A 25,177-nucleotide genomic window follows, 5' to 3' on the forward strand; every position below is an offset into this window, starting at 1 on the left:
ATGATCGAGCATTCAGCCAAGCGCAGCGCTGCGGTGTCGCCGAAGAACAAGCTGTTTCTGCTGTTCCGCATCGGTGCGGAACGCTATGCGCTGCAAGCGACAGAAGTCGCCGAAGTGCTGCCACGGCTGATGCTCAAGCCTATCGCCCAGGCGCCGCACTGGGTCGCGGGTGTGTTTGCCCACCGCGGTGCGATCGTGCCGGTCATCGATCTCAGCGCGCTGACCTTCGGCCATCCCGCCCCGTTGCGTACCAGCACACGGCTGGTGTTGGTGCATTACCGCCTCGGCGGCGATCGCCCGCCGCGTGAGTTGGGCCTGATCCTCGAGCAGGCGACCGACACGCTGCGCTGCTCGCCCCACGAATTCAAAGCCTACGGCCTGGACAACTCGCAGGCGCCGTACCTGGGCCCGGTGCGCGAGGACGAACACGGCCTGCTGCAATGGATACGTGTGGATGACTTGCTCAGTGACGCCGTGCGCGAACTGTTGTTTCCCGAGCAGCCCATGAGCCCGGATGCCTTCGAGGCGGCGCCATGAGCAGCGACGCGCGTTTCTTCGCCTTTCTCAAGGACCGCATCGGCCTGGACGTCGCGTCGGTGGGCGAGGCGATCATTGAGCGCGCCGTGCGTCAGCGCTGCACGCTGTCCAAGGCGCGGGACAACGACGACTACTGGCAGACGCTGCTGGTTTCGGCGGACGAGCAACAGGCGCTGATCGAAGCGGTGATCGTCCCCGAAACCTGGTTTTTCCGTTACCCGGAATCCTTCGCCACCCTCGGCAAGCTGGCCAACGCCCGGTTGGCGCAGCTCAATGGCGTGCGTCCGCTGCGGATTCTCAGCCTGCCGTGCTCCACCGGCGAAGAGCCTTATTCCATCGCCATGGCGCTGTTCGACGCCGGTCTGCGCGGGCCGCAGTTCAGCGTGGAGGCAGTGGACATCAGCCCGCTTTCGATCCAGCGCGCGCGCCAGGGCGTGTATGGCAAAAACTCCTTTCGCGGCGACCAGCTGGGTTTCCGTGAGCGTTTTTTCAGCGCGGTCGAGGAGGGCTATCGACTGGAGGAGCGGGTGCGTGATCAGGTCCGCTTTCAGTCCGGCAACCTGCTCGATCCCGCTATGCCGGTCGCGCAATCGGCCTACGATTTCGTGTTCTGCCGCAACCTGCTGATCTACTTCGACGTCGACACCCAGCGTCAGGGTTTTGATGCGCTGAAACGCATGACCCGCGACGACGGCGTGCTGTTCATCGGCCCCGCCGAGGGCAGCCTGCTCGGGCGCATGGGCATGGTGTCGATTGGCATTCCCCAATCGTTCGCCTTTCGTCGACGTGACGAGGCCATCTCCGAACCCCACAGCGTCTGGACTGCCCCAGCCATGGCGCCGTCGCGAAGCGATTCATCGCCTGCTCAGCCAACGTCTGCTTACCCAACATCGGCCCTGTCGCGCGGCGCTCGTAAACCGCAGCCCTTTGCGCCGAGGTTGTTGAATGATCCTGCGCTGACCGAAGAACGCAGGGCTGCGCTCAGACCCGACATCAAAGCGGTGGCGGCGCCGGGCGCGGGCAACGGCGACGCTGCCGAGTTATTGCGCAGCATCGCGGCCCTTGCCAATGAAGGCCGCAGTGCCGAGGCGAAGGTGGCCTGCGAGCAGTACCTCAAGCGCTTCGAACCTGTTGCCCCGGTGTTCTACTGGCTGGGCCTGCTCAGCGAAGTGGCGGGGGAGGCGAGCGCGGCACAAGGGTTTTATCGCAAGGCGTTGTATCTGCAACCGCAGCATCCGGAAACCCTGGCGCAACTGGCCGCGCTGCTCGCCGCCCAGGGCGACAGCGCAGGGGCCCGGAGGCTCCAGGAGCGCGCGGCACGGGGTGTCACTAAAGAAGGACGCAGCGGATGAGTCGCGTACACACAGAGCTGGTCAGCGACACCGCCGAGGCGATCGACGACTGCTGGAACCGCATCGGCATCCATGGCGACCGGTCCTGCCCGCTACTTGCCGATCATATTCATTGCCGCAACTGCTCGGTGTACTCGGCAGCGGCAACACGCTTGCTCGACCGTTACTCGCTGGCCCAGGAGCAGCGCGTGTCGATGCACACCGATGCGCTGGCCGTCGACGTCGAAACCCGCTCGACCGTGGTGTTTCGTCTCGGCGAAGAGTGGCTCGGCCTGCCGACCCGGTGTCTGGTGGAAGTGTCGCCGGTGCAAGCCATTCATTCGCTTCCACATCAGCGTTCCCGCGCCTTGCTGGGCGTTGCCAATGTGCGCGGCGCCCTGGTGGCCTGCCTGTCGTTCGTCGAACTGCTCGGGCTGGACCCTTCAGTCGCGCCGGTCGGGGATGCCCGCACAATGCCGCGCATGCTGATTGTTTCGGCAGACGGCGGTCCGGTGGTGGTGCCGGTGGACGAGGTTGACGGCATTCATGCCATCGAAGCGCGCCTGCTGGACACCGCCTCGACGTCGGCACAGAACAACAACGCACGCTTCACCCGAGGCGTCGTGCAATGGAAGAACCGCAGCCTGCGCCTGCTCGATGAAGACCAGCTCTTGTCGGCCGTGAACCGGAGCCTGACATGACGCCCGATCAAATGCGCGACGCGTCGCTGTTCGAACTCTTCACCCTGGAGGCGGAAGCCCAGACTCAGGTGTTGAGCGCGGGCCTGCTGGCCCTTGAGCGCAATCCGACTCAGGCTGATCAACTGGAAGCGTGCATGCGCGCGGCCCATTCGCTGAAAGGCGCGGCGCGGATTGTCGGGGTCAACGCGGGCGTCAGTGTTTCCCACGTCATGGAAGACTGCCTGGTCAGCGCCCAGGAAGGCCGATTGCACCTGCTGCCCGAGCACATCGACGCCTTGCTGATGGGCACCGATTTGCTGATGCGCATTGCCACGCCCGGCGCCAGCGTGCCTCAGGCGGATGTGGACGGCTATGTGGCGCTGATGAACAACATGGTCAGCGCCGATCCGGCCATGAAAGCCATGCTGGTGCCCACCGCGTCGCCTTCCCTTGAAGACATCTTGCTTGCCAACGCGCAGTCGCTGGTCACCTCGCTTCAGTCTGCGCAGGATTCGGCCGCCGAAGAACTGGCCGCCGCCGTTGTCGAGCCCGTTGCCGACCTGGCGCCTAAAGCAGATGGCCCCGGTGAACGACGTGTGGCCGAGACCGGTGAAAGGGTCCTGCGCGTCACCGCCGAACGCTTGAACAACCTGTTGGACCTGTCGAGCAAGTCGCTGGTCGAGACCCAACGGTTGAAGCCTTATCTGGCCGCGATGCAGCGGGTCAAACGCACGCAGACCGGCGCCACCCGAGCACTGGACAGTCTTGAAGCCTTGCTCGGCGCCAACACCGATCCCGACGCGCAAAAGGCGCTGGACGAAGCGCGGCGTCTGCTCGGCGAAGCGCAGCATTTGCTGATTCAACAAACCGCCGACCTCGATGAGTTCGGCTGGCAGGCGTCGCAACGCGCGCAACTGCTCTACGACACTGCGCTGGCCTGCCGCATGCGCCCGTTTGCCGATGTGCTGGTGGGCCAGGCGCGCATGGTCCGGGATCTGGGGCGCTCGTTGGGCAAGCAGGTGCGCCTGGAAATCGACGGCGAAAAGACTCAGGTCGATCGCGATGTGCTGGAAAAACTCGAAGCACCGCTGACCCATTTGCTGCGCAACGCGGTCGACCACGGCATAGAGCTGCCCGCACAGCGCCTCGCCTGCGGCAAGCCGGCCGAGGGGCTGATTCAACTGAAGGCCTCGCACCAGGCCGGGCTGCTGGTGGTCGAGCTGATCGATGACGGCGCCGGTGTCGACCTCGAGCGCCTGCGCCTGAATATCATTGAGCGCAAGCTCTCGCCCGCCGAAACCGCTGCGCAGTTGAGCGAAGAAGAACTGCTGAGCTTCCTGTTCCTGCCCGGTTTCAGCATGCGCGACACGGTCACCGAAGTGTCTGGCCGAGGCGTCGGTTTGGACGCGGTTCAACACATGATTCGGCAACTGCGTGGCGGCGTCGAAATGGACCAGCGCGCCGGGCAGGGCAGCCGTTTCCATCTGGAAGTGCCGCTGACCTTGTCGGTGGTGCGCAGTCTGGTGGTGGACGTTGGCGGCGAAGCGTATGCCTTTCCGCTGGCGCACATCGAGCGGATGCGTGACGTGCGCGCCGACGAGATCGTTCAGCTGGAAGGGCGTCAGCATTTCTGGCACGAGGAGCGGCATGTCGGGCTGGTGGCCGCCACGCAGTTGCTCAACCGTCCGGCCAGCCAGCACAGTGAAGACGTGCTCAAAGTGGTGGTCATTCGCGAGCGCGATGCCGTGTATGGCGTCGCCGTGGAACGCTTCATCGGCGAACGCACGTTGGTGGTTCTGCCGCTGGATCCGCGCCTGGGCAAGGTTCAGGACATTTCCGCGGGCGCCTTGCTCGACGATGGCTCGGCGGTGTTGATCATCGACGTCGAAGACATGCTGCGATCGGTGGAGAAACTGCTCAATACCGGACGCCTGGCGCGCATTGACCGGCGCAGCCAGCAGGCGGACACCCAAGCCCGTAAGCGCGTGCTGGTGGTCGATGATTCGCTGACGGTGCGCGAGCTGGAGCGCAAGTTGCTGGCCAGCCGGGGTTACGAAGTCGCGGTGGCCGTGGATGGCATGGACGGCTGGAACGCCTTGCGCGGTGAGGATTTCGACTTGCTCATCACCGACATCGACATGCCGCGCATGGACGGCATCGAACTGGTGACGCTGGTGCGCCGCGACAGCCGCCTGCAATCGCTGCCAGTGATGGTGGTGTCGTACAAGGACCGTGAAGAAGATCGCCGTCGCGGCCTGGACGCTGGCGCCGATTACTATCTGGCCAAGGCCAGTTTCCATGACGACGCGCTGCTCGATGCGGTCGTTGAGTTGATAGGAGATGCGCAGGGATGAAGATTGCCATCGTCAACGACATGCCCATGGCAGTGGAGGCGTTGCGCCGCGCGCTGGCCTTTGAGCCGGCGCACCAGATTGCCTGGGTGGCCAGCAATGGCGCCGAGGCGGTGGAGCGTTGCGCGCAGCTGACCCCCGACCTGATCCTGATGGACCTGATCATGCCGGTGATGGACGGCGTGGAGGCCACTCGACGTATTATGGCGGCGACGCCGTGCGCCATTGTCATCGTCACCGTGGACCGCGAGCAGAATGTGCATCGGGTGTTCGAAGCCATGGGCCATGGCGCGCTGGACGTCGTCGACACGCCCGCGCTGGGTGCCGGCAACCCCAAGGATGCCGCCGCGCCTTTGTTGCGCAAGATACTTAATATAGGCTGGCTCATTGGCGAGCGGGACACGCGGGTTCGCCCTGTGCCGCCACCGGTGCGCGAGTCGGCACAGCGTCAGCGGTTGATCGCGATCGGCTCATCGGCCGGCGGCCCCGCTGCGCTGGAAATACTGCTCAAGGCGCTGCCGACGGATTTCCCGGCCGCCATTGTGCTGGTTCAGCATGTGGATCAGGTGTTCGCCGAAGGGATGGCGCAATGGCTGAGCAGCTCTTCGGGGCTGGAGGTCAGGCTGGCGCGCCATGGCGAGCCGCCGCAAGTGGGCACGGTGCTGCTGGCAGGCACCAACCACCATATTCGTCTGCTCAGGAACGGCACGCTGGCGTACACCGCAGAGCCGGTTAACGAAATTTACAGGCCCTCCATCGACGTGTTTTTCGAAAGTGTGGCCAGCTATTGGAATGGTGACGCAGTGGGTGTTTTGTTGACCGGCATGGGCCGTGATGGTGCGCAGGGACTCAAGCTGATGCGTCAGCGGGGCTTTCTCACCATCGCCCAGAATCAGGAAAGCTGTGCGGTGTATGGCATGCCCAAAGCGGCCGCGGCCATCGACGCCGCCACGGAAATTCGCTCTCTGGAATCGATTGCACCTCGCTTGAAGGAGGTATTCACCCAATGAATTTCCAGGTGATTTCACAGCCGACCTGTGACCAGGAGACCCCGAATGCATGATTTGCAACTGGACGATCTGCACGCCACGGATGAAAACGCTGCCATGGTGTTGCTCGTCGACGATCAGGCCATGATCGGCGAGGCCGTCCGACGTGGGCTGGCACAGGAAGAAAACATCGACTTCCACTTCTGCGCGGACCCCCATCAGGCGATTGCCCAAGCGATCCTGATCAAGCCGACGGTCATTCTTCAGGACCTGGTCATGCCCGGCCTCGACGGCCTGACGCTGGTGCGTGAGTACCGCAGCAATCCGAAGACCCGGGACATCCCGATCATCGTGCTTTCGACCAAGGAAGATCCGCTGATCAAGAGCGCCGCCTTTGCCGCCGGGGCCAACGATTACCTGGTCAAACTGCCGGACAACATCGAACTGGTCGCGCGCATTCGTTACCACTCGCGCTCGTACATGACGCTGCTGCAGCGCGATGAAGCCTATCGTGCGTTGCGCGTCAGCCAGCAACAGCTGCTCGACACCAACCTGGTGCTGCAACGCCTGATGAACTCCGACGGCTTGACCGGCCTGTCCAACCGCCGCCACTTCGACGAGTACCTGGAGCTGGAATGGCGCCGTTCTACCCGTGAGCAGACGCAGATCTCGCTGTTGATGATCGACGTGGATTACTTCAAGGCCTACAACGACGCCTTCGGGCATCTCGAAGGTGACGAAGCCCTGCGTCAGGTCGCCAAAGCCATCCGCGCCAACTCCAGCCGTCCCTCCGATCTGCCCGCACGTTACGGCGGTGAAGAGTTCGCGCTGGTGCTGCCCAATACCTCCCCGGGTGGCGCACGTTTGCTGGCGGAAAAACTGCGCCAGACCATCGCCAGCATGAACATCCCCCACGTCGCGCCCAGCCAGGGCTCGAGCCTGACGGTCAGCATCGGTCTCGCCACTGTCGTCCCGCAAGTGGGCAGCCACAGCCGCCAGCTGATTCAGACTGCGGATCAGGGGCTGTACGCGGCGAAGCATAACGGGCGCAATCAGGTGGCGATGGGGTAGGGCGGGGATCCACATTCCTGCGCGCTCTGGCCGTAACCAGGTGATGTCCCCGCAAAGAACGACGATCACGGCCCAGCCCTGCCCAACGGGCTGCCATCGGGGGGTTCGCTGCGCTATACTCGCCGGCTTTGTGAAAATCGCCTGCGAGTGCTGCCCACCATGGAAATCAACCCGATCCTAAACAGCATCAAGGACCTGTCCGAGCGCTCCGAAACCATTCGGGGGTATCTTTGACTACGATCACAAACATGATCGTCTGACCGAAGTTAACCGCGAGCTCGAAGATCCAAACGTCTGGAACAACCCGTCGTACGCCCAGGAACTGGGCCGCGAGCGTTCGCTGCTGGCGCAGATCGTCGACACCCTCGACGAAATGAGCACCGGCCTGGTGGATGCCAAGGACCTGTTGCTGATGTCCGCCGAAGAAGAAGACCAGGCCGCCGTCGACGACGTTGCTGCTGAAGTCGAGCGTCTTCGCGAGGCCCTGGAAAAACTGGAATTCCGTCGCATGTTCAGCGGCGAGATGGACCAGAACAACGCCTACCTGGACATCCAGGCCGGTTCCGGCGGCACCGAAGCCCAGGACTGGGCGAACATCCTGTTGCGCATGTACCTGCGCTGGGCCGACAAGCGCGGCTTCGACGCGACCATCATGGAGCTGTCGGCCGGTGAAGTCGCCGGCATCAAAGGCGCCACGGTCCACATCAAGGGCGAATACGCATTCGGCTGGCTGCGCACCGAAATCGGCGTACACCGTCTGGTCCGCAAGAGCCCGTTCGACTCCGGCAACCGTCGCCACACCTCGTTCTCGGCCGTGTTCGTGTCGCCGGAAATCGATGACAACATCGAAATCGACATCAACCCGTCGGACCTGCGCATCGACACCTACCGCTCCTCGGGCGCCGGCGGTCAGCACGTCAACACCACTGACTCGGCGGTCCGGATCACCCACGTGCCGACCAACACCGTGGTCAGCTGCCAGAACGAACGCTCCCAGCACGCCAACAAAGACACCGCGATGAAGATGCTGCGGGCGCGCCTGTACGAGCAGGAAGTGCAGAAGCGCAACGCGGCCTCCCAAGCGCTGGAAGACACCAAGTCGGACATCGGCTGGGGTCACCAGATCCGTTCGTACGTGCTCGATGCCTCGCGCATCAAGGACCTGCGCACCAGCGTCGAACGCAGCGATTGCGACAAGGTGCTCGATGGCGACATCGACGAATACCTGATCGCGAGCCTCAAACAGGGCCTGTAATCGCCACACCACTGTTGCGGGTCGGGCGCGTCATCATGACGTCGCCGCCCGCGATCCTTCGTCGCGCTTCCCGGCCAGACGAAGGGCCACGAACCTGTGATGGATAATCAAGACATGAGCGACCAACAACTCGACCCGCAAGCCCAGCAACAGGAAGAAAACAGCCTGATCGCCCTGCGCAAGGAAAAACTTGCGGCCGAGCGCGCCAAGGGCAATGCCTTCCCGAACGACTTCCGTCGCGAAAACTACTGCAACGACCTGCAGAAACAGTACGCGGACAAGACCAAGGAAGAGCTGGCTGAAGCGGCGATTCCGGTCAAGGTTGCCGGGCGCATCATGCTCAACCGTGGCTCGTTCATGGTGATTCAGGACATGACCGGTCGCATCCAGGTCTATGTCAACCGCAAGACGCTGTCGGAAGAAACCCTGGCCTCGGTGAAAACCTGGGACATGGGCGACATCATTGCAGCCGAAGGCACCCTGGCCCGTTCCGGGAAGGGCGACCTGTACGTCGAAATGACCAATGTCCGCCTGCTGACCAAGTCCCTGCGTCCGCTGCCCGACAAGCACCATGGCCTGGTCGATACCGAGCAGCGTTATCGCCAGCGTTACGTCGACCTGATCGTCAACGAAGACGTGCGTGAAACCTTCCGCGTTCGCTCGAAAGTCATCGCCCACATCCGCAGCTTCCTGATGCAGCGCGACTTCCTCGAAGTCGAAACGCCGATGCTGCAGACTATCCCGGGCGGCGCCGCAGCCAAGCCGTTCGAGACTCACCACAACGCGCTGGACCTGGAAATGTTCCTGCGCATCGCGCCTGAGCTGTACCTCAAGCGTCTGGTTGTGGGTGGCTTCGAGAAAGTGTTCGAGATCAACCGCAACTTCCGTAACGAAGGCGTTTCGACCCGGCACAACCCCGAGTTCACCATGCTCGAGTTCTACCAGGCCTACGCTGATTACGAAGACAACATGGACCTGACCGAGGAGCTGTTCCGTGAGCTGGCCCAGCTGGTGCTCGGCAGCACCGACGTGCCGTATGGCGACAAGGTGTTCCACTTCGGCGAGCCGTTTGCGCGTCTGTCGGTGTTCGACTCGATCCTCAAGTACAACCCCGAGCTGACCGCCGATGACCTGAACGACATCGACAAGGCCCGCGCCATCGCCAAGAAAGCCGGCGCCAAGGTGCTGGGCTTCGAAGGTCTGGGCAAGCTGCAGGTGATGATTTTCGAAGAGCTGGTCGAGCACAAGCTGGAGCAGCCGCACTTCATCACCCAGTACCCGTTCGAAGTGTCGCCGCTGGCCCGTCGCAACGATGACAACCCGAACGTCACCGACCGCTTCGAGCTGTTCATCGGCGGCCGCGAAATCGCCAACGCCTATTCCGAGTTGAACGACGCGGAAGACCAGGCCGAGCGTTTCATGGCTCAGGTGGCGGACAAGGATGCGGGCGACGACGAGGCCATGCACTACGACGCAGACTTCGTCCGTGCGCTGGAATACGGTATGCCGCCCACAGCGGGCGAGGGCATCGGCATCGACCGTCTGGTCATGCTGCTGACCAACTCGCCGTCCATTCGGGACGTCATCCTGTTCCCGCACATGCGGCCGCAAGCCTAAGCGTCAAAACAAGCCGCCTGCGCAGGGCGGCTTTTTTTTGTCTGTTCGTAGTGCGCGGCTGCATTTGGAAAGGCTATCGCGAGCAAGCTCACTCCTGCAGGGGCACTCCGCCGATTGCAGGAGTGAGCTTGCTCGCGATGACGTCGGCGCAGACACCGCCGTAAGCTGACGTTGCTGTGATGTGAATGACTCGAAAAAAGGAAATCCAGTTGTGAACCGCACCATCGCTCAAAAGGGAGCCGCTGGCCTGGCCACGGCAGTCGCACAGAGTGTTCAGTACCAGGGCCGCAAGGCGAGTCGACAGGGAAGTGAACAGCGTCGCCAACAGATCCTCGATGCGGCCATGCGCATCCTCATCCGTGACGGCGTCCGGGCCGTGCGGCATCGCGCGGTCGCAGCCGAGGCGCAAGTGCCGCTCTCTGCCACCACCTACTATTTCAAAGACATCGATGACCTGCTCACCGATGCCTTCGCGCAATACGTTGAACGCAGCGCGGCGTACATGGCCAAGCTGTGGACCAACACCGAGGCGCTGCTGCGCGAGATGGTCGCGCGCAATGACGGCAGCGCCGAGGCCCGTGCCCGGCTGGCGGATGAGATCGCGCGCATGACCATGGAGTACGTGCGTCATCAATTGCTGACCCGTCGCGACCAGCTCATTGCCGAGCACGCCTTCCACCTCGAAGCGCTGATCAACCCGCGTCTGGCTCCACTGGTGAGTGCCCATCAGCAGATTTTGCTGCAGGGCAGCGCCCAGTTTCTTGAAGTCATGGGCTCGGTCCAGCCGCAACTGGACGCCCAAGTGTTGACGGGGCTCATCTGCCGGATGGAATATCAGGGGCTGCTCAACGGGCCTCTGCCCGGCGCAGACGAAGAAATGCTCGCTATTCTTACTCGCCAGATGCATCTGGTACTGGGCACTGCCAAGCCGATGGCTGGCTGATACCTCAAGGAGAACCCGATGAGAGTCTGGAGCGTATTGCTCGCCCTGTCGTTCGCGCTGTTGAGCGGATGCCTGGTGACGTTCAAGGACCCGATTCCGGTCAGCAACACCGCCCCGCCCAAATTGCTCGGCACCTGGAGCAGCAAAAATGCCTGGGGCGAGCCGCTCGAACTGGAAATCAGCCGCGCCGGCCCCGACCGCTACAAAGCGGTCAGCTACCGTAAGGGCGATCGCAAAAACCGTGACGAGTACGCCTTCACCGTGTCGCGCCACGGCAGTCGCTGGTACGTGTCCGCCGCGCTGCCTGACAAATACGGCGGCAATTACGTCATCGCCGGTTTCGACCTGATCGACAACGAGAACGGTGCCGACGAACTGGTGGTCTATGACCTGGACCTGGAGCGGTTTCAGCAGTTGGTCGAGCAGAAGGGGCTCGACGGCGAGCGGGTCGATACGGTGAAGGGCGACGGCATGCTGATCTCAAGTCCCATGGACAAGGTCTTTGCCTACCTCGACGACCCGGCCAATTCCGACGTCTTTCTCAAAGCAGCTCAATATCAGCGCATGACCAAATAGCGCAAACGGTTCAATAAGGGGTACCGGGTGGACGAATACCAACAGACTATTCGCACGTTGTCCGATCGTATCGTGGTGGCGCAGACGCCGATTCGAATCCTTGATGCCGTGAAATGGGATGACAACATCCGCAAGACCTTCCTCGACGGCAAAGGCAAACACCTGCCGGACGTCGACCGCGCGTACTACGAAAATCGCCCGCTGGGGTTTGATTCCGGCGCGGTGAAGCTGGAGTTCCAGAACATCGAGCGTGACATCACCCGGCAGTTGGGCCAGTTCAACCCGGTCGGGCAGATCATGCGGCGCATGTGCAAAGAGTACCGGATGGTCATCCGGATGCTTGAAGCCCGCGGCACCCCGGACTTCGGCCTGATTTCCCAGGAGCTGTACGGCGCGGCGTCCGATGCTTTCCATGCCGGCGACCCGACGCTGTCCGACCTCGGCATGATGCTCTCCGATTACCTGAACAACATCGCCGGTCGCGGGGACCTCAAGGATGAGCCGAAAATCCTGACGGCCAAAGACGCCGTCGCCATGCTGCAGACCCGGCTCAATCGCACGTTTGGCGAGGCTGAGGAGACGATCCGGGTGTTCGAATCCGACGGCATTGTGGCGGACGCTGCGGCCGGCGCCGATTACATCAAGATTCGCAGCGACGCGATGTTCAACGAACGTGATGTTCGGGCGCTGGAAGTCCATGAAGGTCTGGTCCACGTCGGCACCACGCTCAATGGGCAGAATCAGCCGATCTGCACCTTCCTGTCCAAAGGCCCGCCCTCGTCGACCGTGACCCAGGAAGGCCTGGCGATCCTGATGGAAATCATCGGTTTTGCGTCCTACCCGAGCCGCCTGCGCAAGTTGACCAACCGCACCCGCGCCATTCACATGGCTGAGGAGGGGGCCGACTTTTTGCAGGTGTTCGACTTCTACCGCGAGCAAGGCTTCGGCATGTCGGAAAGCTACGGCAACGCCAGTCGGGTATTCCGGGGTTCGGTACCGAATGGGCTGCCATTCACCAAGGATCTGTCCTACCTCAAGGGCTTCATCATGGTCTACAACTACATCCAGTTGGCCGTGAGAAAGGGCAAGTTGGAGCAGGTGCCGCTGTTGTTCTGCGGCAAAACCACGCTGGAGGACATGCGCACGTTGCGTCAGCTGGTGGACGAAGGCCTGGTGGTGCCGCCCAAGTACCTTCCCGATCAGTTCCGCGACATGAACGCGCTGTCGGCGTGGATGTGCTTCTCGAACTTCCTCAACCACCTGAGCTTGGACCGGATCGAAGCGGACTACTCGAATATTCTGTGAGTCTGTGGGCGCTGATGAATCGGCGCCTCTGTCAGGTCTCCCGTCGTGTGCAAATCCAGAATCGAAGGACATCGCTTGAAGCGTCTTCTTACCTTGCTCCTGGTCATCTCTCTCAGCGGCTGCAGCGAATGGCTGTTCTACCCGGAACGCGGTCTGCCGCTGACGCCGGACAAAGCCCACCTCGCCTGGCGCGATGTCACCCTCACGGCGGCCGACGGCACCAAACTCAACGCATGGTTTCTGCCGGCCAAGAACGGCGTGCCGGTAAAGGGCACGGTGCTGCACCTGCATGGCAACGGCGGCAACATGGCCTGGCACCTGGCGGGGAGTTGGTGGTTGCCGGAGCAGGGGTATCAGGTGTTGCTGGTGGACTATCGCGGTTATGGCCGGTCCGATGGCGAGCCGAGTCTGCCGGCGATTTATCAGGACATCGATGCGGCCTTTGACTGGCTGAACGCTGCGCCCGAGGTACAGGGCAAACCGCTGGTGGTACTCGGGCAAAGTATCGGCGGCGCGCTGGCCGTGCATTACTTGTCGGAGCACCCGCAACAGCGCGCGCGGGTCAAGGCGCTGGTGCTCGATGGCGTACCGGCGAGCTACCGCGAGGTCGCGCGCTATACCCTCAGCGCGTCGTGGCTGACGTGGCCCATTAAACGGCCGCTGTCGTGGGTGATTCCGGACGGCGACAGTGCCATCAACGGCATGCCGCAGCTCAAGGGCACGCCGATGCTGCTGTTCCAGAGCCTGGACGACACGCTAGTGCCGCTGCACAACGGCATCAGCCTGTATCAGGCCGCGCCGCCGCCGCGTGTGCTGCAGCTGACACGCGGCCCTCACGTCCAGACCTTCGGCGACCCCACATGGCGCGAGGTCATGGTTCGCTATCTGGATGATCCGCAGCACTTCAACGGCCTGCGCAGGCTGGGGGAAATTCCGAATTATCCTGACGCTCAAACCGGCAAGTCGGCGCCATCCTCTCCATAGCCTGCGGAGCAGCACCGCCAGCGACACTTCGTATCACTCGCATTTTGAAACCGCCACAAAAAAGCCCCGCCTGTTTCGCAACAGGCGGGGCTCTTTGTGTGCCGCTACAACCGCATTACTTCATCGAAGAGCGCGGTGCTACTGGCTGGTTGTCGTTGGAAATAGTGACTTCCACGCGACGGTTCATGGCACGGCCCGAGGCGCTGGTGTTGTCAGCAACCGGGTATTCCTTGCCGTAACCCTGAGCAACGATACGCTCCGGGCCTACGCCCATCTTGATCAGAGCCATGCGCACGGAGTTCGCGCGGCGCTCGGACAGCGAGTCGTTGTAGGCAGCCGAACCGGTGCTGTCGGTGTAGCCTTCAACGATGACCTTGCGATCAGGGTTTTCCGACAGGAACTGGGCCAGCTTGTTGACGTTGACCAGACCGGACGACTTCAGCTCAGCCTTGTTCAGGTCAAACAGTACGTCGCCGAAAGTCACCAGCGTGCCGCGTTCGGTCTGCTTGGCGTTCAGGCTGTTCTGCAGGGCCTTGATCTGGGCGTCGCGAGCATCCAGACGAGCCTGGGCACGTTGGGCCGCAGCGCCTTTCAGATCGTTTTCAGCGGTCTTCAGGTTGATGGTCTGCTTGGCCAGCTCAACGCGCTGGTTGGTCAGATAAGCCAGTTGGTCGACCTTTTTCTGGTCATCGTTGTTGCGGTACGCGGCATCTGCCTTGTCCAGCCACTCGCTGGCGTCTTTAGTTTCCAGCGCAGCCAGTTCAGTGGCTTTAGGGTTGCTTTGCAGCGCCGAGTAGTTGGTGCGGGCTTGTTCCAGGTTTACGTTCGGCTGCGACGAGCACGCCGCCAGACCAACGCTCAAAGCCAGCAGGGCAGGAATAAGTACTTGTTTACGCATAATATTTTCGTCCTTTAACTCAATGGCCAATGCTTGAACTGCGAAGCGTTACTGTGTGACAGGCTGAACCTGACGCATGCCTTCTTCACGCAGCTCATTGACGCCCTGACGAGCATCCTGCACCGCTTTCTGTGCCTTCGCGGCCTGAGCCTTACGCTCGGCTACACGTGCATCCCACTCGGCCTGCTCGGCGTATTTACGAGCTTCGTCGTATTTCTTTTCCTGCATCGCCAGTTCGGCTTGCTTGAACTTGTCCTGAGCGGACTTCATTTCAACGGCAGCGTATTCGGTAGCGCCGGCGGTGACAGCGGCATTGACGGCCGACTGGGTCACGGCGTACTGCTCGCTTGGAGGATTGCCTGCGCAACCAGCCAGAAGAACGCTGGTGCCCAGCGCCAGTGCAGCCATCTTCAGCCCGCGCAGGCGATTGAACGTTGGTTTGGCAGTGCTGGTGTTCATGGTGGTCAACTCCATTTCTTAACTCCTGAAAACTGGTTGTTCCATTTCAGCAACGGCCCACGCGGATGGATGGTGTTGCGTCACTTCCGCAGTCATCTGACGGCTTTACTGGAATGGCTAACTGCTCGGACCGCTGCGTTTTTTGAATAGTTCAGACATTTTTCTAAACATGCAGTCAGCTTTTGTTACGCGTTGTAAAATTGACGCTCGAAAAATGACGTCACTTTGTCTGCGTGATCATTGGCTCGAGAGGCCTGCAGAAAAATCTGACGTAGCAAAAACGACGTCGCCCATGCACTCGTCACAGGTCTTCCCGATCGGAAATTTCCTGCAGATGGCGACGCGATAGATCGAGAAACCGGGGCGTGGGGCCGACGTCCTCGTAAAGCGGATTGCCTTCCTCGTCGGTGGCGACCACATGCTGACCGCGCACGTAAGGGAAGCTTGCCTCCAATTCTTCCAGGGCGGCACCGATCAGTTCGCCGAGCAATTCTTCAGGCGTGCGCTTGGGGTACATCTCGGCAATCGCCGCAAGCCGCGCGGCCGCCTCAACATCCAAATGAATGGCATAGGCGGTCTCGGTCAGACGGCCCTTGGCATTTTGTTCCCACTGTTCGGCGAGCTCTCGGATCTTCATACATACCTCATCGGTTCCCGCGCCAGGGCGGGCGTTGGAAATGTGGCTGAGCCACGGTCAGGCGTGACTGAGACGGGCTTCCCCGGCGGGGAAAGTGCGTCGAGGGTTGCGTATGGACATCAATTTGTCGCTCTATACACACCAATAGAAACGAAACCCCGCAGGGCGTTCCGTTCGGCAGCAGCGAATGGACTCCTGCAAGGACTCGCCGGTAAAACAATAAAGCTGAAGGAGAGGGCTGGATGGCTGATATCGATGCACGATTGCGCGAGGACGTTCACCTGCTGGGTGAGCTGTTGGGCAACACCATTCGTGATCAGCACGGCGCTGATTTCCTCGAGAAGATCGAGCGCATCCGCAAAAGCGCGAAGGCTGACCGGCATGCGTCGACCCAAGGCACCGAGCAACTGAGTTCCAGTCTTGAAGGCCTGGGCGAAGATGAGTTACTCCCGGTCGCGCGCGCGTTCAACCAATTCCTCAATCTGGCCAACATCGCGGAGCAGTATCAGCTGATTCATCGTCGTGATGACAGCAAGCCGCAGCCGTTTGAATCCCGTGTGCTGCCCGAACTATTGGAGCGCCTGAAGCAGGCCGGGCAGACCCCCGAGGCGCTGGCGCAGCAATTGACCACGCTGGAAATCGAACTGGTGCTGACCGCGCACCCGACCGAAGTTGCCCGGCGCACACTGATCCAGAAGTACGACGCCATCGCTGCGCAACTGGCCGCCCTCGATCATCGCGACTTGAATCGCCACGAGCGTGAGCAGATCACCGAGCGCTTGCAGCGGCTGATTGCCGAGGCGTGGCACACCGAAGAAATCCGCCGCGTTCGACCCACGCCCGTCGACGAGGCGAAGTGGGGGTTTGCGGTCATCGAAAATTCCCTGTGGCAAGCGATCCCCAACTACCTGCGCAAGGCCGATCAGGCGCTGCACGCCGCGACCGGCCTGCACCTGCCGCTGGACGCGGCGCCGATTCGTTTCGCTTCCTGGATGGGAGGCGACCGTGACGGCAACCCCAACGTCACCGCTGCCGTCACACGCGAGGTGCTGCTACTGGCGCGCTGGATGGCGGCCGACTTGTACCTGCGCGACGTCGATCAACTGGCCGCCGAGCTGTCGATGCAGCAGGCCAGCCCGGCGTTGATGGAAGCCGCGGGCGACAGCGCCGAGCCTTACCGCAGTGTCCTCAAGCAGCTGCGTGAGCGGCTTCGGGCCACGCGCAATTGGGCCCACGCTTCACTGAGTGTCACTCAGGTCGCGCCGGAAGACGTGTTGCATGACAACCGCGAACTGCTCGAGCCCCTGCAGCTGTGTTTCGACTCGCTGCATGAATGCGGCATGGGCGTGATCGCTGATGGTCCGCTGCTCGACTGTTTGCGTCGCGCGGTGACGTTCGGCCTGTTCCTGGTGAAGCTCGACGTGCGCCAGGATTCCACGCGGCACAGTTCGGCCATGAGCGAGATCACCGAATACCTCGGGCTAGGCCGCTATGACCAGTGGGATGAGCCAACGCGCATCGACTTCCTGCTGCGAGAGCTGGACAACAAGCGACCGCTGCTGCCGGCCCATTTCAGCCCTGAAGCGGACACGGCCGAAGTGCTGGCGACCTGCCGCGAAGTGGCGGCTGCGCCGGCGGCATCGCTAGGTTCCTACGTGATCTCCATGGCCGGCGCAGCCTCGGATGTGCTCACCGTTCAACTCTTGTTGAAGGAAGCCGGGCTGCAGCGCTCCATGCGCGTGGTGCCGCTGTTCGAAACCCTTGCTGACCTGGACAATGCCGGTCCGGTGATCGAGCAGCTGCTGAGCATTCCTGCCTACCGCCGAGGCCTGGAAGGTCCTCAGGAAGTCATGATCGGCTACTCGGATTCGGCGAAGGACGCCGGCACCACGGCTGCGGCCTGGGCGCAGTACCGGGCCCAGGAAAAACTGGTTGAAATCTGCCGCGCGCAAGAGGTTGAGTTGTTGTTGTTCCACGGTCGCGGCGGTACGGTCGGTCGTGGTGGCGGCCCGGCACATGCGGCGATTCTGTCGCAGCCGCCGGGTTCTGTGGCAGGGCGCTTCCGCACCACTGAGCAGGGCGAGATGATCCGCTTCAAGTTCGGCTTGCCGGACATCGCCGAACAGAATCTCAACCTTTATCTGGCTGCAGTGCTGGAAGCTACGCTGCAACCGCCGCCGATGCCGCAACCGGCCTGGCGACAGGTGATGGACGAACTGGCGGCCGACGGCGTGAAAGCCTATCGCGCCGTGGTGCGGGAAGACCCGGAGTTCGTCGAATACTTCCGCCAGGCCACGCCGGAACAGGAGCTGGGCAGATTGCCGCTGGGCAGCCGTCCGGCCAAGCGCCGCGAGGGCGGGGTCGAGAGCCTGCGCGCGATTCCATGGATTTTCGCCTGGACCCAGACGCGCCTCATGCTGCCCGCCTGGCTGGGCTGGGAAAACGCATTGAGCAAGGCGCTGGAACGCGGTCAGGGTGATCTGCTCGCTGAGATGCGTGAGCAATGGCCGTTCTTCCGCACCCGCATCGACATGCTGGAAATGGTGCTGGCCAAGGCCGACAGCGACATCGCCCAGCTCTACGACGAACGACTGGTGGAGCCCAAACTGCTGCATTTGGGGACGCATCTGCGCGGCCTATTGTCGCAGGCGTGTGACGTGGTGCTTGGCCTGACGGGCCAGTCGCGGCTGTTGGCCCACAGCCCTGAAACGCTGAAGTTCATCAGCCTGCGCAACACCTACCTCGACCCTCTTCATTTATTGCAGGCGGAGTTGCTGGCGCGCTCCCGTCAGCAGGAGGCGAGTCTGGACAGTCCGCTGGTGCAGGCGCTGCTGGTGTCTGTTGCAGGCATCGCCGCCGGATTGCGCAACACCGGCTGACGGCCAGGCAACCCGGCCGAATGAACACGACGCCTTTCATTCGGCCGCACCTCGATCGTCGCGAGTGATGCGGCGTCACCCAGTTGCACGAGGTCTCACCCTTGTGCAGATCGATGCCAAGCTACTGGTTTTTCGCGGGTTACTGCGACTTTCGGCGTCTTGTGCGGCATGAATCGGCTGTGTATCTTGATCAGCCTTTGGCCGTTGGGTCAGTAAAATTTTGCGATTGGCCCCATTTAGGCGAATCCGACGATATCTCTATAAAAATTTGAGGAGCACAACAATGCGCGTGATTCTGCTGGGAGCTCCCGGGGCCGGCAAAGGTACTCAGGCAAAGTTCATCACTGAGAAATTCAACATTCCGCAGATTTCCACCGGCGACATGCTGCGCGCTGCGGTCAAGGCCGGTACCGAGCTGGGCCTGCAAGCCAAAAGCGTCATGGACAGCGGCGGCCTGGTCTCCGATGACCTGATCATCGGCCTGATCAAGGATCGCCTGTCCGAGCCTGATTGCGCTGGCGGTTGCCTGTTCGACGGCTTCCCGCGCACCATTCCTCAGGCAGAAGCCCTGAAGAAAGCCGGCCTGGCCATCGATCACGTCATCGAGATCAAGGTCGATGACGAAGAGATCGTCAAGCGCATCTCCGGTCGCCGCGTTCACGAAGGCTCTGGCCGCGTTTACCACACCCTGTACAACCCGCCGAAGGTTGACGGCGTGGACGACGTTACCGGCGAGCCACTGGTTCAGCGCAAGGACGACGTCGAAGCCACTGTTCGCCATCGCCTGTCGGTCTACCACTCTCAGACCAAGCCGCTGGTAGATTTCTACACCAAGCTGCAGGCGCAGGACGGCACACCGAAGTGCAGCCACATCGAAGGCGTGGGCACGGTCGAACAGATCACCGCCAAGGTGCTTGAAGCCCTGAGCTGATTCGCGTCTCACGGCATTGAACAACGGCCCGCTTGCGGGCCGTTGTTGTTTATAATGCGGCACTTTTTTCGCACAACTATGGAAACCCCGATGACCACCTTGCTGGCCCTGGACACCGCCACTGAAGCCTGCTCAGTCGCTTTGCTGCATGACGGCAAAGTGCTGACTCACTACGAGGTGATCCCGCGCCTGCACGCGCAAAAACTCCTGCCGATGATCAAGGACCTGCTGGCCGAGGCGGGCATTGGCCTGTCGGCGCTGGACGCCATTGCCTTCGGCCGGGGGCCGGGCGCTTTTACGGGCGTGCGCATCGCCATCGGGGTGGTGCAGGGGCTGGCCTTCGGTCTGGATCGCCCGGTGCTGCCGGTGTCCAATCTGGCGGCGCTGGCGCAACGGGCCTTTCGCGAGCAGGGCGCTACTCAGGTCGCGGCCGCCATCGACGCGCGGATGGACGAAGTTTATTGGGGCTGCTATCGAGAAGTGGCGGGGGAGATGAAGCTGGTGGCTGAAGAGGCCGTCATGCCACCGGAAATGGCTGCTTTGCCAAGTGGAGCGATGGGCGATTGGTTCGGCGCTGGCACCGGCTGGGGTTACGCCGAGCGCATTGCCGCTGTTGTCAGTGCCCAGGACGCCACACTGTTGCCCCACGCGCAGGACCTGCTGACTCTCGGCGCTTTCGCCTGGCACCGTGGCGAAGCCATCGTCGCCGACGACGCCCAGCCGGTTTACCTTCGCGATAAAGTGGCCACGCCAAAGGCGCGTTGAGCGATGGCCACGCAATGCAGAAACGGTCATGACTTCACTGTGCTACGCCCTAGATGCGACGCAGGTCACACTGCAGATGACCGTTCGGCGACAAAACTGCATAAACTCCCGGCTGCTTTAAACAATTCGCAATAAGTGTGGTCTAGTTATCGTTCGCATGTTTGCTTAACGGCTTACTGTGAGATTAAATTGCCACTATCAAACGCCGAGTAAGCATGATGCGAATCACCGGTCCTTCACCACGTACCTACCCGATCAAGCGCAAGACGCGCAAGGATTCCGCGGCGCTGGAAGGCACGTTCGAGGAAGTGAACGATGAGGTCGAAGTGGTTCCGCAGGCAGCCCGTCGCCAGACGGGTACCACGGCAAACGTGCCCGCGCGTCAGCAGGACATTATTTTCCCCCGTGCCATGAGCACTCGCGTCGCCCACGCGCTGAGCAGCTACCTGACGACTTCGACCTTCGTCGACTGGGACCTCGAAGTCTCCGGGCTCGACCTTCACGTTTGAACCTCGCCCACCCGCCTTACTACATCGGTTGCCCGTCCTGGAGCGAAAAAGCCTGGCGTGAGTCGCTGTACCCGCCGGACGCCCCGGACCTTGATTTGCTTGGGTTGTACGCGCAGGTCTTCAATGCCGTCGAAGGCAACACCACGTTTTACGCCCGTCCCAAACCCGAGATCGTCCAGCGTTGGGCGGATGCCCTGCCGGAGCATTTCCGCTTCAGCGCCAAAATTCCCCGTGACATCAGCCATGCCGGCGACCTGCGCGAGCACTTGGGCGCGGTGGAGGGTTTCCTGCAACTGCTGGCGCCACTGGGGTCGAGGCTTCAACCGCTGTGGCTGCAGCTGTCGGCCAGCTTCGGTCCCCATCGGCTGAATGAGCTGGCCGCGTTCATTGATGCACTGGAAGGACAGCCTTTGGCGGTGGAAGTGCGCAACATGGCGTTTTTCAGCAAGGGCGAAGACGAGCGGCAGCTCAACCGTCTGTTGCTCGACCGCGGCGTGGAGCGCATCTGTCTGGATTCCCGGCCGCTGTTCAGTTCTGTCTCCACTGACCCAGCCGTGCTTCATGCGCAATCGAAGAAGCCCAAAGTCCCGCCGCGTCCGGCGGCGCTGACGTCCTTTCCGCAGGTTCGCTTCATTGGCGGGCCGGATGAGGAGATCAACCAAGGCTTCATCGTGCAGTGGGCGGAAAAAGTGGCCGGCTGGATCGAGGAGGGGCGCACGCCTTCGGTGTTCCTGCACACGCCTGACAACATCGCCTCACCCCAACTGGCTCGTCGCTTTCATCATCAATTGATGACCCTACTGCCGGGATTGCCCGATCTGCCGCAACTGGATCGCGGCCGGCAAGTGGAGCAACTCGGGCTGCTCTGAGGTCGAGATAGGGTGGACTCATCCCTCCGTCAGACGAGAACCTTCCTGCATGCGCGGCTCGACCTTCTTTCTTCTTCTGGTTTTGCTCAGCGCGGCGGTCGCGGTGTCGATCTGGCGTGGCTGGCTGCCTGTCGCTGACCGCTGGAATCCGTGGGCCCCGCTGAACGTGCGCGACGAGCCCAACCTCATCACGCCCTTCAAGCTCTGGCGATTGCAGGAGGATCCGGCGTTGTGCGAGGCCGCGCTGCAAACCTCGACCCTGCGTTACACGCACCAGGCCGACAGCGCCGCCGACGCCAAATGCCCGCTGACCAACACGCTGCGCATCCAGGGCGGCGACGTCGCGCTGAGCAGCAGTTTTCTGTCCAGTTGTCGCCTTGCCGTGGCGTATGCGCTGTTTGATATCCACCAGTTGCAGCCGGCAGCCCAGTCGGTGTTCGGGCAGAAGGTCACCCAGGTTGATCACCTTGGCAGCTTCGCCTGCCGCAACATCTACAACCGCAGCGAAGGCCGTCTGAGCCAGCACGCTACCGCCAACGCGCTGGACATCGCCGGGTTTCGTCTGGCAGACGGACGCAGGATTTCGGTGCTCAAGGACTGGAAAGACGAGGGCGACGCGGGGCGTTTTCTGCGATTGGTGAGGGATGGCGCCTGCCAGCAATTCAACACGGTGCTGAGCCCGGACTACAACGCCGCGCACCGAAACCACTTTCACCTGGACATGGGACGCTGGCGGGTGTGTCGCTGAGGCGTGACAAACGCGGGATCAGTCTCAGGCAGCGAGACGAAGGTTCTGCAGCACGATCGGGCGCGCCCAGCCGTTATCGAAGGCCAGATGACGCTGCTGCTCGGTCATCTCTTCAGCGCTGAACGGTGTCGCAGGCTTGTCTGCCAGGTCCCATTCGAATTCGGCAATCGGTAGGAACAGCGGACGAGGCTGAGGGCCCGGGCCGGGTTCAACGCTGTCATCGTAGGGGTTGAGCACGGTCGGGCGAACCCAGTTGTCATCGAATTCGAGGTTACGTTGCTGCTCGATCATTTCCATCGCGGTGAACGGCTTGGCGGGCTTGTCGGCCAGGTCCCATTCGAACTCGGCGATCGGCAGGAACAACGGCTCCGGTGGCGCGATTTCCTTGTCCTGAACCGGGCACTCACGTTGTTCGACGATCTTGCCCAGTGCGCTTGCGCCGGCAATCGGTTCGCCGGTCAGGTGGTCCGTCGTGGCGACGGCGCTGTATTCCGGGGTTTCGCCAGCGTTGTCATCGACCTGCTGAGCCATCGCACGGGCAAACGCATCCTGCCAGAGCTGCGTGACGCCGCTAAGGGTTTGGGTATTGCGTACGCTGTAGTCGCCTGCGTACGTCAAATAGCCTATCGAGGAGGTTTGCTGAATGTCTGACATAAGCGCTCAGTACAGCCCGTGGGTCTGGCAAAATGCCGGATACTTTTGTTATCGGCAGATCCTGCCAATCATTAAGATTATTTGAGCGCGTAGAGACAATGACTGAGCAGCACGCGGGCAGCCGCATTCGGGTCGACAGCCTGACCCCCGACGGGCAGGAAACCGCAGCGCAATGGGCGCAGCGACTGGGTTTGCCGCTGGACGACGCCGACGCGGATTTCGCCCTGCAAGTCGCCGCAGACGGCCTGCAATTGCAGCAACTGGGTGACGACGCGCCGGGCCCGGTGCGTGTGGATTTCATCGAAGGCAAGGCGGCCCATCGGCGTCTGTTTGGCGGCGGCAGCGGGCAAATGATCGCCAAGGCTGTGGGCATTCAGCCGGGCGTGCGCCCTCGGGTGCTGGATGCCACGGCGGGGCTGGGCAAGGACGCCTTTGTGCTGGCCAGTCTGGGCTGCGAAGTTAGCCTGATCGAGCGGCAGCCGATCATCGCCGCGCTGCTTGAAGACGGCCTGGCGCGTGGGGTGAGGGACCTGGAGGTGGGCGGGATCATCGCGAAGATGCGCCTGTTGACCGGCAATTCCATTGAGCTGATTCGCCAATGGGAAGGCGAGCCGCCCCAGGTCATCTACCTTGATCCGATGTTTCCTCATCGGGAAAAAACCGCGCTGGTGAAAAAGGAAATGCGCCTATTCCGGCCCCTGGTGGGCGATGACATGGACGCTCCGGCGTTGCTGGAAGCTGCGCTGGCGCTGGCCAGCCACCGCGTCGTGGTCAAACGCCCGCGCAAGGCGCCAAGCATCGAAGGCGCCAAGCCGTCCTACGCGCTGGACGGCAAATCCAGCCGCTACGACATTTACCCGATCAAGGCGTTGAAAATCGCGCGGCCGTGAACTTCATCCGATTAGATGAACCCGGCAATCATCGGCGCAGTCATCTGCTGTGCCGATGCCAGAAAATCCACCGTATGAGTGGGGTCGTCGGAGATAAACCTGACCTGATCCGTAGCCGGAGATAACCGATGAGCGCTTCCACTTTGTCTGTAACCCCATTGCCGTTCGAGCCGCACTTCGAGCAGATACCCGATGACGAGGCTCAGACGAGCAAAGAACTCGCCGAGGCCATGCACAGTATTCTGGAAACCACCTACAAGGATGGCGGCCATGCTATACGCAGCGTGCATGCCAAAGCCCATGGATTGCTGCATGGGCAGATCCACATTCTGGATAATCTGCCGCCCGAGTTGGCGCAGGGTGTCTTCGCCTATCCCGGCACGCTGGACGTGAAGATGCGCTTTTCAACCAATCCCGGGGATGTGCTCGACGACAAAGTGTCAACGCCGCGCGGTCTGGCCATCAAGCTGGTCGGTGTGCAGGGCGCACGCCTGCCGGGCAGTGAAGAGCAGGTTACCCAGGACTTCGTGATGCAGAACGCCAGGGCGTTCACGGCCGCCACGCCGAAGGATTTTCTCAAGACCTTGAAGCTGCTGGCCAAGACCACCGACAAAGTGCCCAACATGAAGAAAGCGCTGTCGGCGTTGTTTCGTGGTCTGGAGTCGACGGTCGAAGCCATGGGTGGGGAGAGTGGCACGCTCAAATCGCTGGGTGGGCATCCGATGACCCATGTACTGGGTGAAACTTTTAACACCGTGGTGCCGTTTCTCTATGGCCGCTATTACGCCAAGTTGAGCGTGGTGCCTGTTGCCCCCGAACTCACCGCGTTGACTGACCAGAAGGTCGACCTGAATGGCCATCCCGACGGTTTGCGGGAAGCGGTGCGCAGTCACTTTTTGAGCACGGGAGGGGTGTGGGACGTGCGGATCCAGCTCGCTACCGACCTTGAAAAAATGCCGATCGAAGACGCATCGGTGGAATGGTCCGAAGAGCTGAGCCCGTTCGTGACCGTGGCCCGTATCGACGTTCCGACACAGGACAGCTGGTCAGAAGAACGTCAGCAGGAAATCGACGACGGCATGGCCTTCAGCCCTTGGCACGGCGTTGTTGAACACCGGCCACTCGGCGGCGTCATGCGTGCGCGCAAACCGTCCTACGAGCTGTCTTCAGGCTTCCGCGCCAGCCACAACGGCTGCCCGATGCACGAGCCTCGCTGACAAGCTGGTAGTCAAATTCTGTGGTGTCTTCCACTCCGCATTCCCGGCTAGAGCCGGTCCCACTCTCATTGCGCGGTCGATT

At 61.9% G+C, this 25,177-nt stretch carries 24 protein-coding genes; 20 read left to right on the forward strand and 4 right to left on the reverse strand.

Features of this window, described 5'->3' with window-relative positions:
• The 12 genes from ACYASU_RS19585 (at nucleotide 1) to ACYASU_RS19640 (ending at nucleotide 13,639) form a co-directional block, all read left to right on the forward strand.
• Entirely contained in the window at nucleotides 1–537 is a 537-nt protein-coding gene (locus ACYASU_RS19585) for a chemotaxis protein CheW (protein WP_463583751.1), read from the forward strand.
• The gene (locus ACYASU_RS19590; RefSeq protein ID WP_463583752.1) at nucleotides 534–1,889 is read left to right on the forward strand and encodes a CheR family methyltransferase; all 1,356 of its coding nucleotides are present in this window, start codon (nucleotides 534–536) and stop codon (nucleotides 1,887–1,889) included. Before ACYASU_RS19585 ends, ACYASU_RS19590 begins: the two co-directional genes overlap by 4 nt.
• Nucleotides 1,886–2,569, forward strand: a complete 684-nt coding sequence (locus ACYASU_RS19595) for a chemotaxis protein CheW (RefSeq protein ID WP_192170790.1) — start codon at nucleotides 1,886–1,888, stop codon at nucleotides 2,567–2,569. Before ACYASU_RS19590 ends, ACYASU_RS19595 begins: the two co-directional genes overlap by 4 nt.
• On the forward strand, nucleotides 2,566–4,902 hold the full coding sequence (locus ACYASU_RS19600) for a response regulator (RefSeq protein WP_463583753.1): 2,337 nt from the start codon (nucleotides 2,566–2,568) through the stop codon (nucleotides 4,900–4,902). Before ACYASU_RS19595 ends, ACYASU_RS19600 begins: the two co-directional genes overlap by 4 nt.
• On the forward strand, nucleotides 4,899–5,909 hold the full coding sequence (gene cheB / locus ACYASU_RS19605; RefSeq protein WP_192170792.1) for a chemotaxis response regulator protein-glutamate methylesterase: 1,011 nt from the start codon (nucleotides 4,899–4,901) through the stop codon (nucleotides 5,907–5,909). The genes ACYASU_RS19600 and cheB overlap by 4 nt, the downstream gene beginning before the upstream one ends.
• A 45-nt stretch (nucleotides 5,910–5,954) precedes the next feature.
• Nucleotides 5,955–6,959 (forward strand): response regulator, encoded by a 1,005-nt coding sequence (locus ACYASU_RS19610; protein WP_192170793.1) that lies wholly within the window; start codon nucleotides 5,955–5,957, stop codon nucleotides 6,957–6,959.
• 159 nt (nucleotides 6,960–7,118) lie between these two features.
• Nucleotides 7,119–8,214 (forward strand): peptide chain release factor 2 gene (gene prfB / locus ACYASU_RS19615; protein WP_108120905.1). Its coding sequence is split into 2 segments (ribosomal slippage): nucleotides 7,119–7,190 and nucleotides 7,192–8,214, totalling 1,095 coding nucleotides; the frame shifts between segments, so codons are not numbered across the junction.
• A 114-nt stretch (nucleotides 8,215–8,328) separates the two neighbouring features.
• Nucleotides 8,329–9,831 carry a lysine--tRNA ligase gene (gene lysS, locus ACYASU_RS19620; protein WP_282372843.1) on the forward strand — a complete coding sequence of 501 codons (1,503 nt, stop codon included), beginning with the start codon at nucleotides 8,329–8,331 and terminating at the stop codon, nucleotides 9,829–9,831.
• A 211-nt stretch (nucleotides 9,832–10,042) separates the two neighbouring features.
• Nucleotides 10,043–10,774, forward strand: a complete 732-nt coding sequence (locus ACYASU_RS19625) for a TetR/AcrR family transcriptional regulator (protein ID WP_463583754.1) — start codon at nucleotides 10,043–10,045, stop codon at nucleotides 10,772–10,774.
• A gap of 18 nt (nucleotides 10,775–10,792) precedes the next feature.
• A complete protein-coding gene (locus tag ACYASU_RS19630; RefSeq protein WP_346630059.1) occupies nucleotides 10,793–11,350 on the forward strand; it encodes a hypothetical protein in 558 nt (185 codons plus the stop codon).
• Nucleotides 11,351–11,377: 27 nt separating this feature from the next.
• Nucleotides 11,378–12,655, forward strand: a complete 1,278-nt coding sequence (locus ACYASU_RS19635; RefSeq protein WP_463583755.1) for a flavohemoglobin expression-modulating QEGLA motif protein — start codon at nucleotides 11,378–11,380, stop codon at nucleotides 12,653–12,655.
• 75 nt (nucleotides 12,656–12,730) lie between these two features.
• Nucleotides 12,731–13,639 carry an alpha/beta hydrolase gene (locus ACYASU_RS19640; RefSeq protein WP_463583756.1) on the forward strand — a complete coding sequence of 303 codons (909 nt, stop codon included), beginning with the start codon at nucleotides 12,731–12,733 and terminating at the stop codon, nucleotides 13,637–13,639.
• A 115-nt stretch (nucleotides 13,640–13,754) separates the two neighbouring features.
• On the opposite strand, the gene ACYASU_RS19645 is transcribed toward ACYASU_RS19640, so the two are convergent.
• The 3 genes from ACYASU_RS19645 to ACYASU_RS19655 all read right to left on the reverse strand — a co-directional run bounded on the left by ACYASU_RS19645 (nucleotide 13,755) and on the right by ACYASU_RS19655 (nucleotide 15,633).
• On the reverse strand, nucleotides 13,755–14,537 hold the full coding sequence (locus ACYASU_RS19645; RefSeq protein WP_074893254.1) for a lipotoxin F family OmpA-related protein LptF: 783 nt from the start codon (nucleotides 14,535–14,537) through the stop codon (nucleotides 13,755–13,757).
• 48 nt (nucleotides 14,538–14,585) lie between these two features.
• Nucleotides 14,586–15,011, reverse strand: coding sequence for a DUF4398 domain-containing protein (locus ACYASU_RS19650; protein ID WP_074893253.1), 426 nt, complete (start codon nucleotides 15,009–15,011; stop codon nucleotides 14,586–14,588).
• Nucleotides 15,012–15,297: 286 nt separating this feature from the next.
• Complete coding sequence (locus ACYASU_RS19655; RefSeq protein ID WP_463583757.1) at nucleotides 15,298–15,633, reverse strand: pilin assembly protein; 336 nt, start codon at nucleotides 15,631–15,633, stop codon at nucleotides 15,298–15,300.
• A 242-nt stretch (nucleotides 15,634–15,875) separates the two neighbouring features.
• On the opposite strand from ACYASU_RS19655, the gene ppc reads away from it, so the two are divergent.
• From ppc to ACYASU_RS19685, 6 genes are all read left to right on the forward strand, one after another.
• Nucleotides 15,876–18,512, forward strand: coding sequence for a phosphoenolpyruvate carboxylase (gene ppc, locus ACYASU_RS19660; RefSeq protein WP_192170800.1), 2,637 nt, complete (start codon nucleotides 15,876–15,878; stop codon nucleotides 18,510–18,512).
• A 283-nt stretch (nucleotides 18,513–18,795) separates the two neighbouring features.
• On the forward strand, nucleotides 18,796–19,443 hold the full coding sequence (gene adk, locus ACYASU_RS19665) for an adenylate kinase (RefSeq protein ID WP_122537338.1): 648 nt from the start codon (nucleotides 18,796–18,798) through the stop codon (nucleotides 19,441–19,443).
• 90 nt (nucleotides 19,444–19,533) lie between these two features.
• Nucleotides 19,534–20,208 carry a tRNA (adenosine(37)-N6)-threonylcarbamoyltransferase complex dimerization subunit type 1 TsaB gene (gene tsaB / locus ACYASU_RS19670; protein WP_463583758.1) on the forward strand — a complete coding sequence of 225 codons (675 nt, stop codon included), beginning with the start codon at nucleotides 19,534–19,536 and terminating at the stop codon, nucleotides 20,206–20,208.
• A gap of 218 nt (nucleotides 20,209–20,426) precedes the next feature.
• Complete coding sequence (locus ACYASU_RS19675) at nucleotides 20,427–20,717, forward strand: hypothetical protein (protein WP_192171051.1); 291 nt, start codon at nucleotides 20,427–20,429, stop codon at nucleotides 20,715–20,717.
• Nucleotides 20,714–21,586 (forward strand): DUF72 domain-containing protein, encoded by an 873-nt coding sequence (locus ACYASU_RS19680; RefSeq protein ID WP_463583759.1) that lies wholly within the window; start codon nucleotides 20,714–20,716, stop codon nucleotides 21,584–21,586. Before ACYASU_RS19675 ends, ACYASU_RS19680 begins: the two co-directional genes overlap by 4 nt.
• Nucleotides 21,587–21,635: 49 nt before the next feature.
• On the forward strand, nucleotides 21,636–22,334 hold the full coding sequence (locus tag ACYASU_RS19685) for an extensin-like domain-containing protein (RefSeq protein ID WP_463583760.1): 699 nt from the start codon (nucleotides 21,636–21,638) through the stop codon (nucleotides 22,332–22,334).
• 24 nt (nucleotides 22,335–22,358) lie between these two features.
• Here ACYASU_RS19685 and ACYASU_RS19690 read toward each other — a convergent pair whose 3' ends face one another.
• Nucleotides 22,359–22,988: an energy transducer TonB gene (locus ACYASU_RS19690; protein ID WP_346630065.1), complete on the reverse strand. Its 630-nt coding sequence runs from the start codon at nucleotides 22,986–22,988 to the stop codon at nucleotides 22,359–22,361.
• A 98-nt stretch (nucleotides 22,989–23,086) separates the two neighbouring features.
• On the opposite strand from ACYASU_RS19690, the gene ACYASU_RS19695 reads away from it, so the two are divergent.
• Nucleotides 23,087–23,878 carry a class I SAM-dependent methyltransferase gene (locus ACYASU_RS19695; RefSeq protein WP_463583761.1) on the forward strand — a complete coding sequence of 264 codons (792 nt, stop codon included), beginning with the start codon at nucleotides 23,087–23,089 and terminating at the stop codon, nucleotides 23,876–23,878.
• A 128-nt stretch (nucleotides 23,879–24,006) separates the two neighbouring features.
• Entirely contained in the window at nucleotides 24,007–25,095 is a 1,089-nt protein-coding gene (locus tag ACYASU_RS19700) for a catalase family protein (protein WP_463583762.1), read from the forward strand.
• The last annotated feature ends 82 nt before the right edge of the window (nucleotides 25,096–25,177 follow it).

The organism is Pseudomonas sp. HP_12, from assembly GCF_055283955.1.

Bases quoted from the DNA above. Each gene is read 5' to 3' on its own strand.
- ACYASU_RS19585 (WP_463583751.1), top strand. From the start codon at position 1: ATGATCGAGCATTCAGCCAAGCGCAGCGCTGCGGTGTCGCCGAAGAAC.
- ACYASU_RS19590 (WP_463583752.1), top strand. From the start codon at position 534: ATGAGCAGCGACGCGCGTTTCTTCGCCTTTCTCAAGGACCGCATCGGC.
- ACYASU_RS19595 (WP_192170790.1), top strand. From the start codon at position 1,886: ATGAGTCGCGTACACACAGAGCTGGTCAGCGACACCGCCGAGGCGATC.
- ACYASU_RS19600 (WP_463583753.1), top strand. From the start codon at position 2,566: ATGACGCCCGATCAAATGCGCGACGCGTCGCTGTTCGAACTCTTCACC.
- cheB (WP_192170792.1), top strand. From the start codon at position 4,899: ATGAAGATTGCCATCGTCAACGACATGCCCATGGCAGTGGAGGCGTTG.
- ACYASU_RS19610 (WP_192170793.1), top strand. From the start codon at position 5,955: ATGCATGATTTGCAACTGGACGATCTGCACGCCACGGATGAAAACGCT.
- lysS (WP_282372843.1), top strand. From the start codon at position 8,329: ATGAGCGACCAACAACTCGACCCGCAAGCCCAGCAACAGGAAGAAAAC.
- ACYASU_RS19630 (WP_346630059.1), top strand. From the start codon at position 10,793: ATGAGAGTCTGGAGCGTATTGCTCGCCCTGTCGTTCGCGCTGTTGAGC.
- ACYASU_RS19645 (WP_074893254.1), bottom strand. From the start codon at position 14,537: ATGCGTAAACAAGTACTTATTCCTGCCCTGCTGGCTTTGAGCGTTGGT.
- ACYASU_RS19650 (WP_074893253.1), bottom strand. From the start codon at position 15,011: ATGGAGTTGACCACCATGAACACCAGCACTGCCAAACCAACGTTCAAT.
- ACYASU_RS19655 (WP_463583757.1), bottom strand. From the start codon at position 15,633: ATGAAGATCCGAGAGCTCGCCGAACAGTGGGAACAAAATGCCAAGGGC.
- ppc (WP_192170800.1), top strand. From the start codon at position 15,876: ATGGCTGATATCGATGCACGATTGCGCGAGGACGTTCACCTGCTGGGT.
- adk (WP_122537338.1), top strand. From the start codon at position 18,796: ATGCGCGTGATTCTGCTGGGAGCTCCCGGGGCCGGCAAAGGTACTCAG.
- tsaB (WP_463583758.1), top strand. From the start codon at position 19,534: ATGACCACCTTGCTGGCCCTGGACACCGCCACTGAAGCCTGCTCAGTC.
- ACYASU_RS19675 (WP_192171051.1), top strand. From the start codon at position 20,427: ATGCGAATCACCGGTCCTTCACCACGTACCTACCCGATCAAGCGCAAG.
- ACYASU_RS19685 (WP_463583760.1), top strand. From the start codon at position 21,636: ATGCGCGGCTCGACCTTCTTTCTTCTTCTGGTTTTGCTCAGCGCGGCG.
- ACYASU_RS19690 (WP_346630065.1), bottom strand. From the start codon at position 22,988: ATGTCAGACATTCAGCAAACCTCCTCGATAGGCTATTTGACGTACGCA.
- ACYASU_RS19695 (WP_463583761.1), top strand. From the start codon at position 23,087: ATGACTGAGCAGCACGCGGGCAGCCGCATTCGGGTCGACAGCCTGACC.
- ACYASU_RS19700 (WP_463583762.1), top strand. From the start codon at position 24,007: ATGAGCGCTTCCACTTTGTCTGTAACCCCATTGCCGTTCGAGCCGCAC.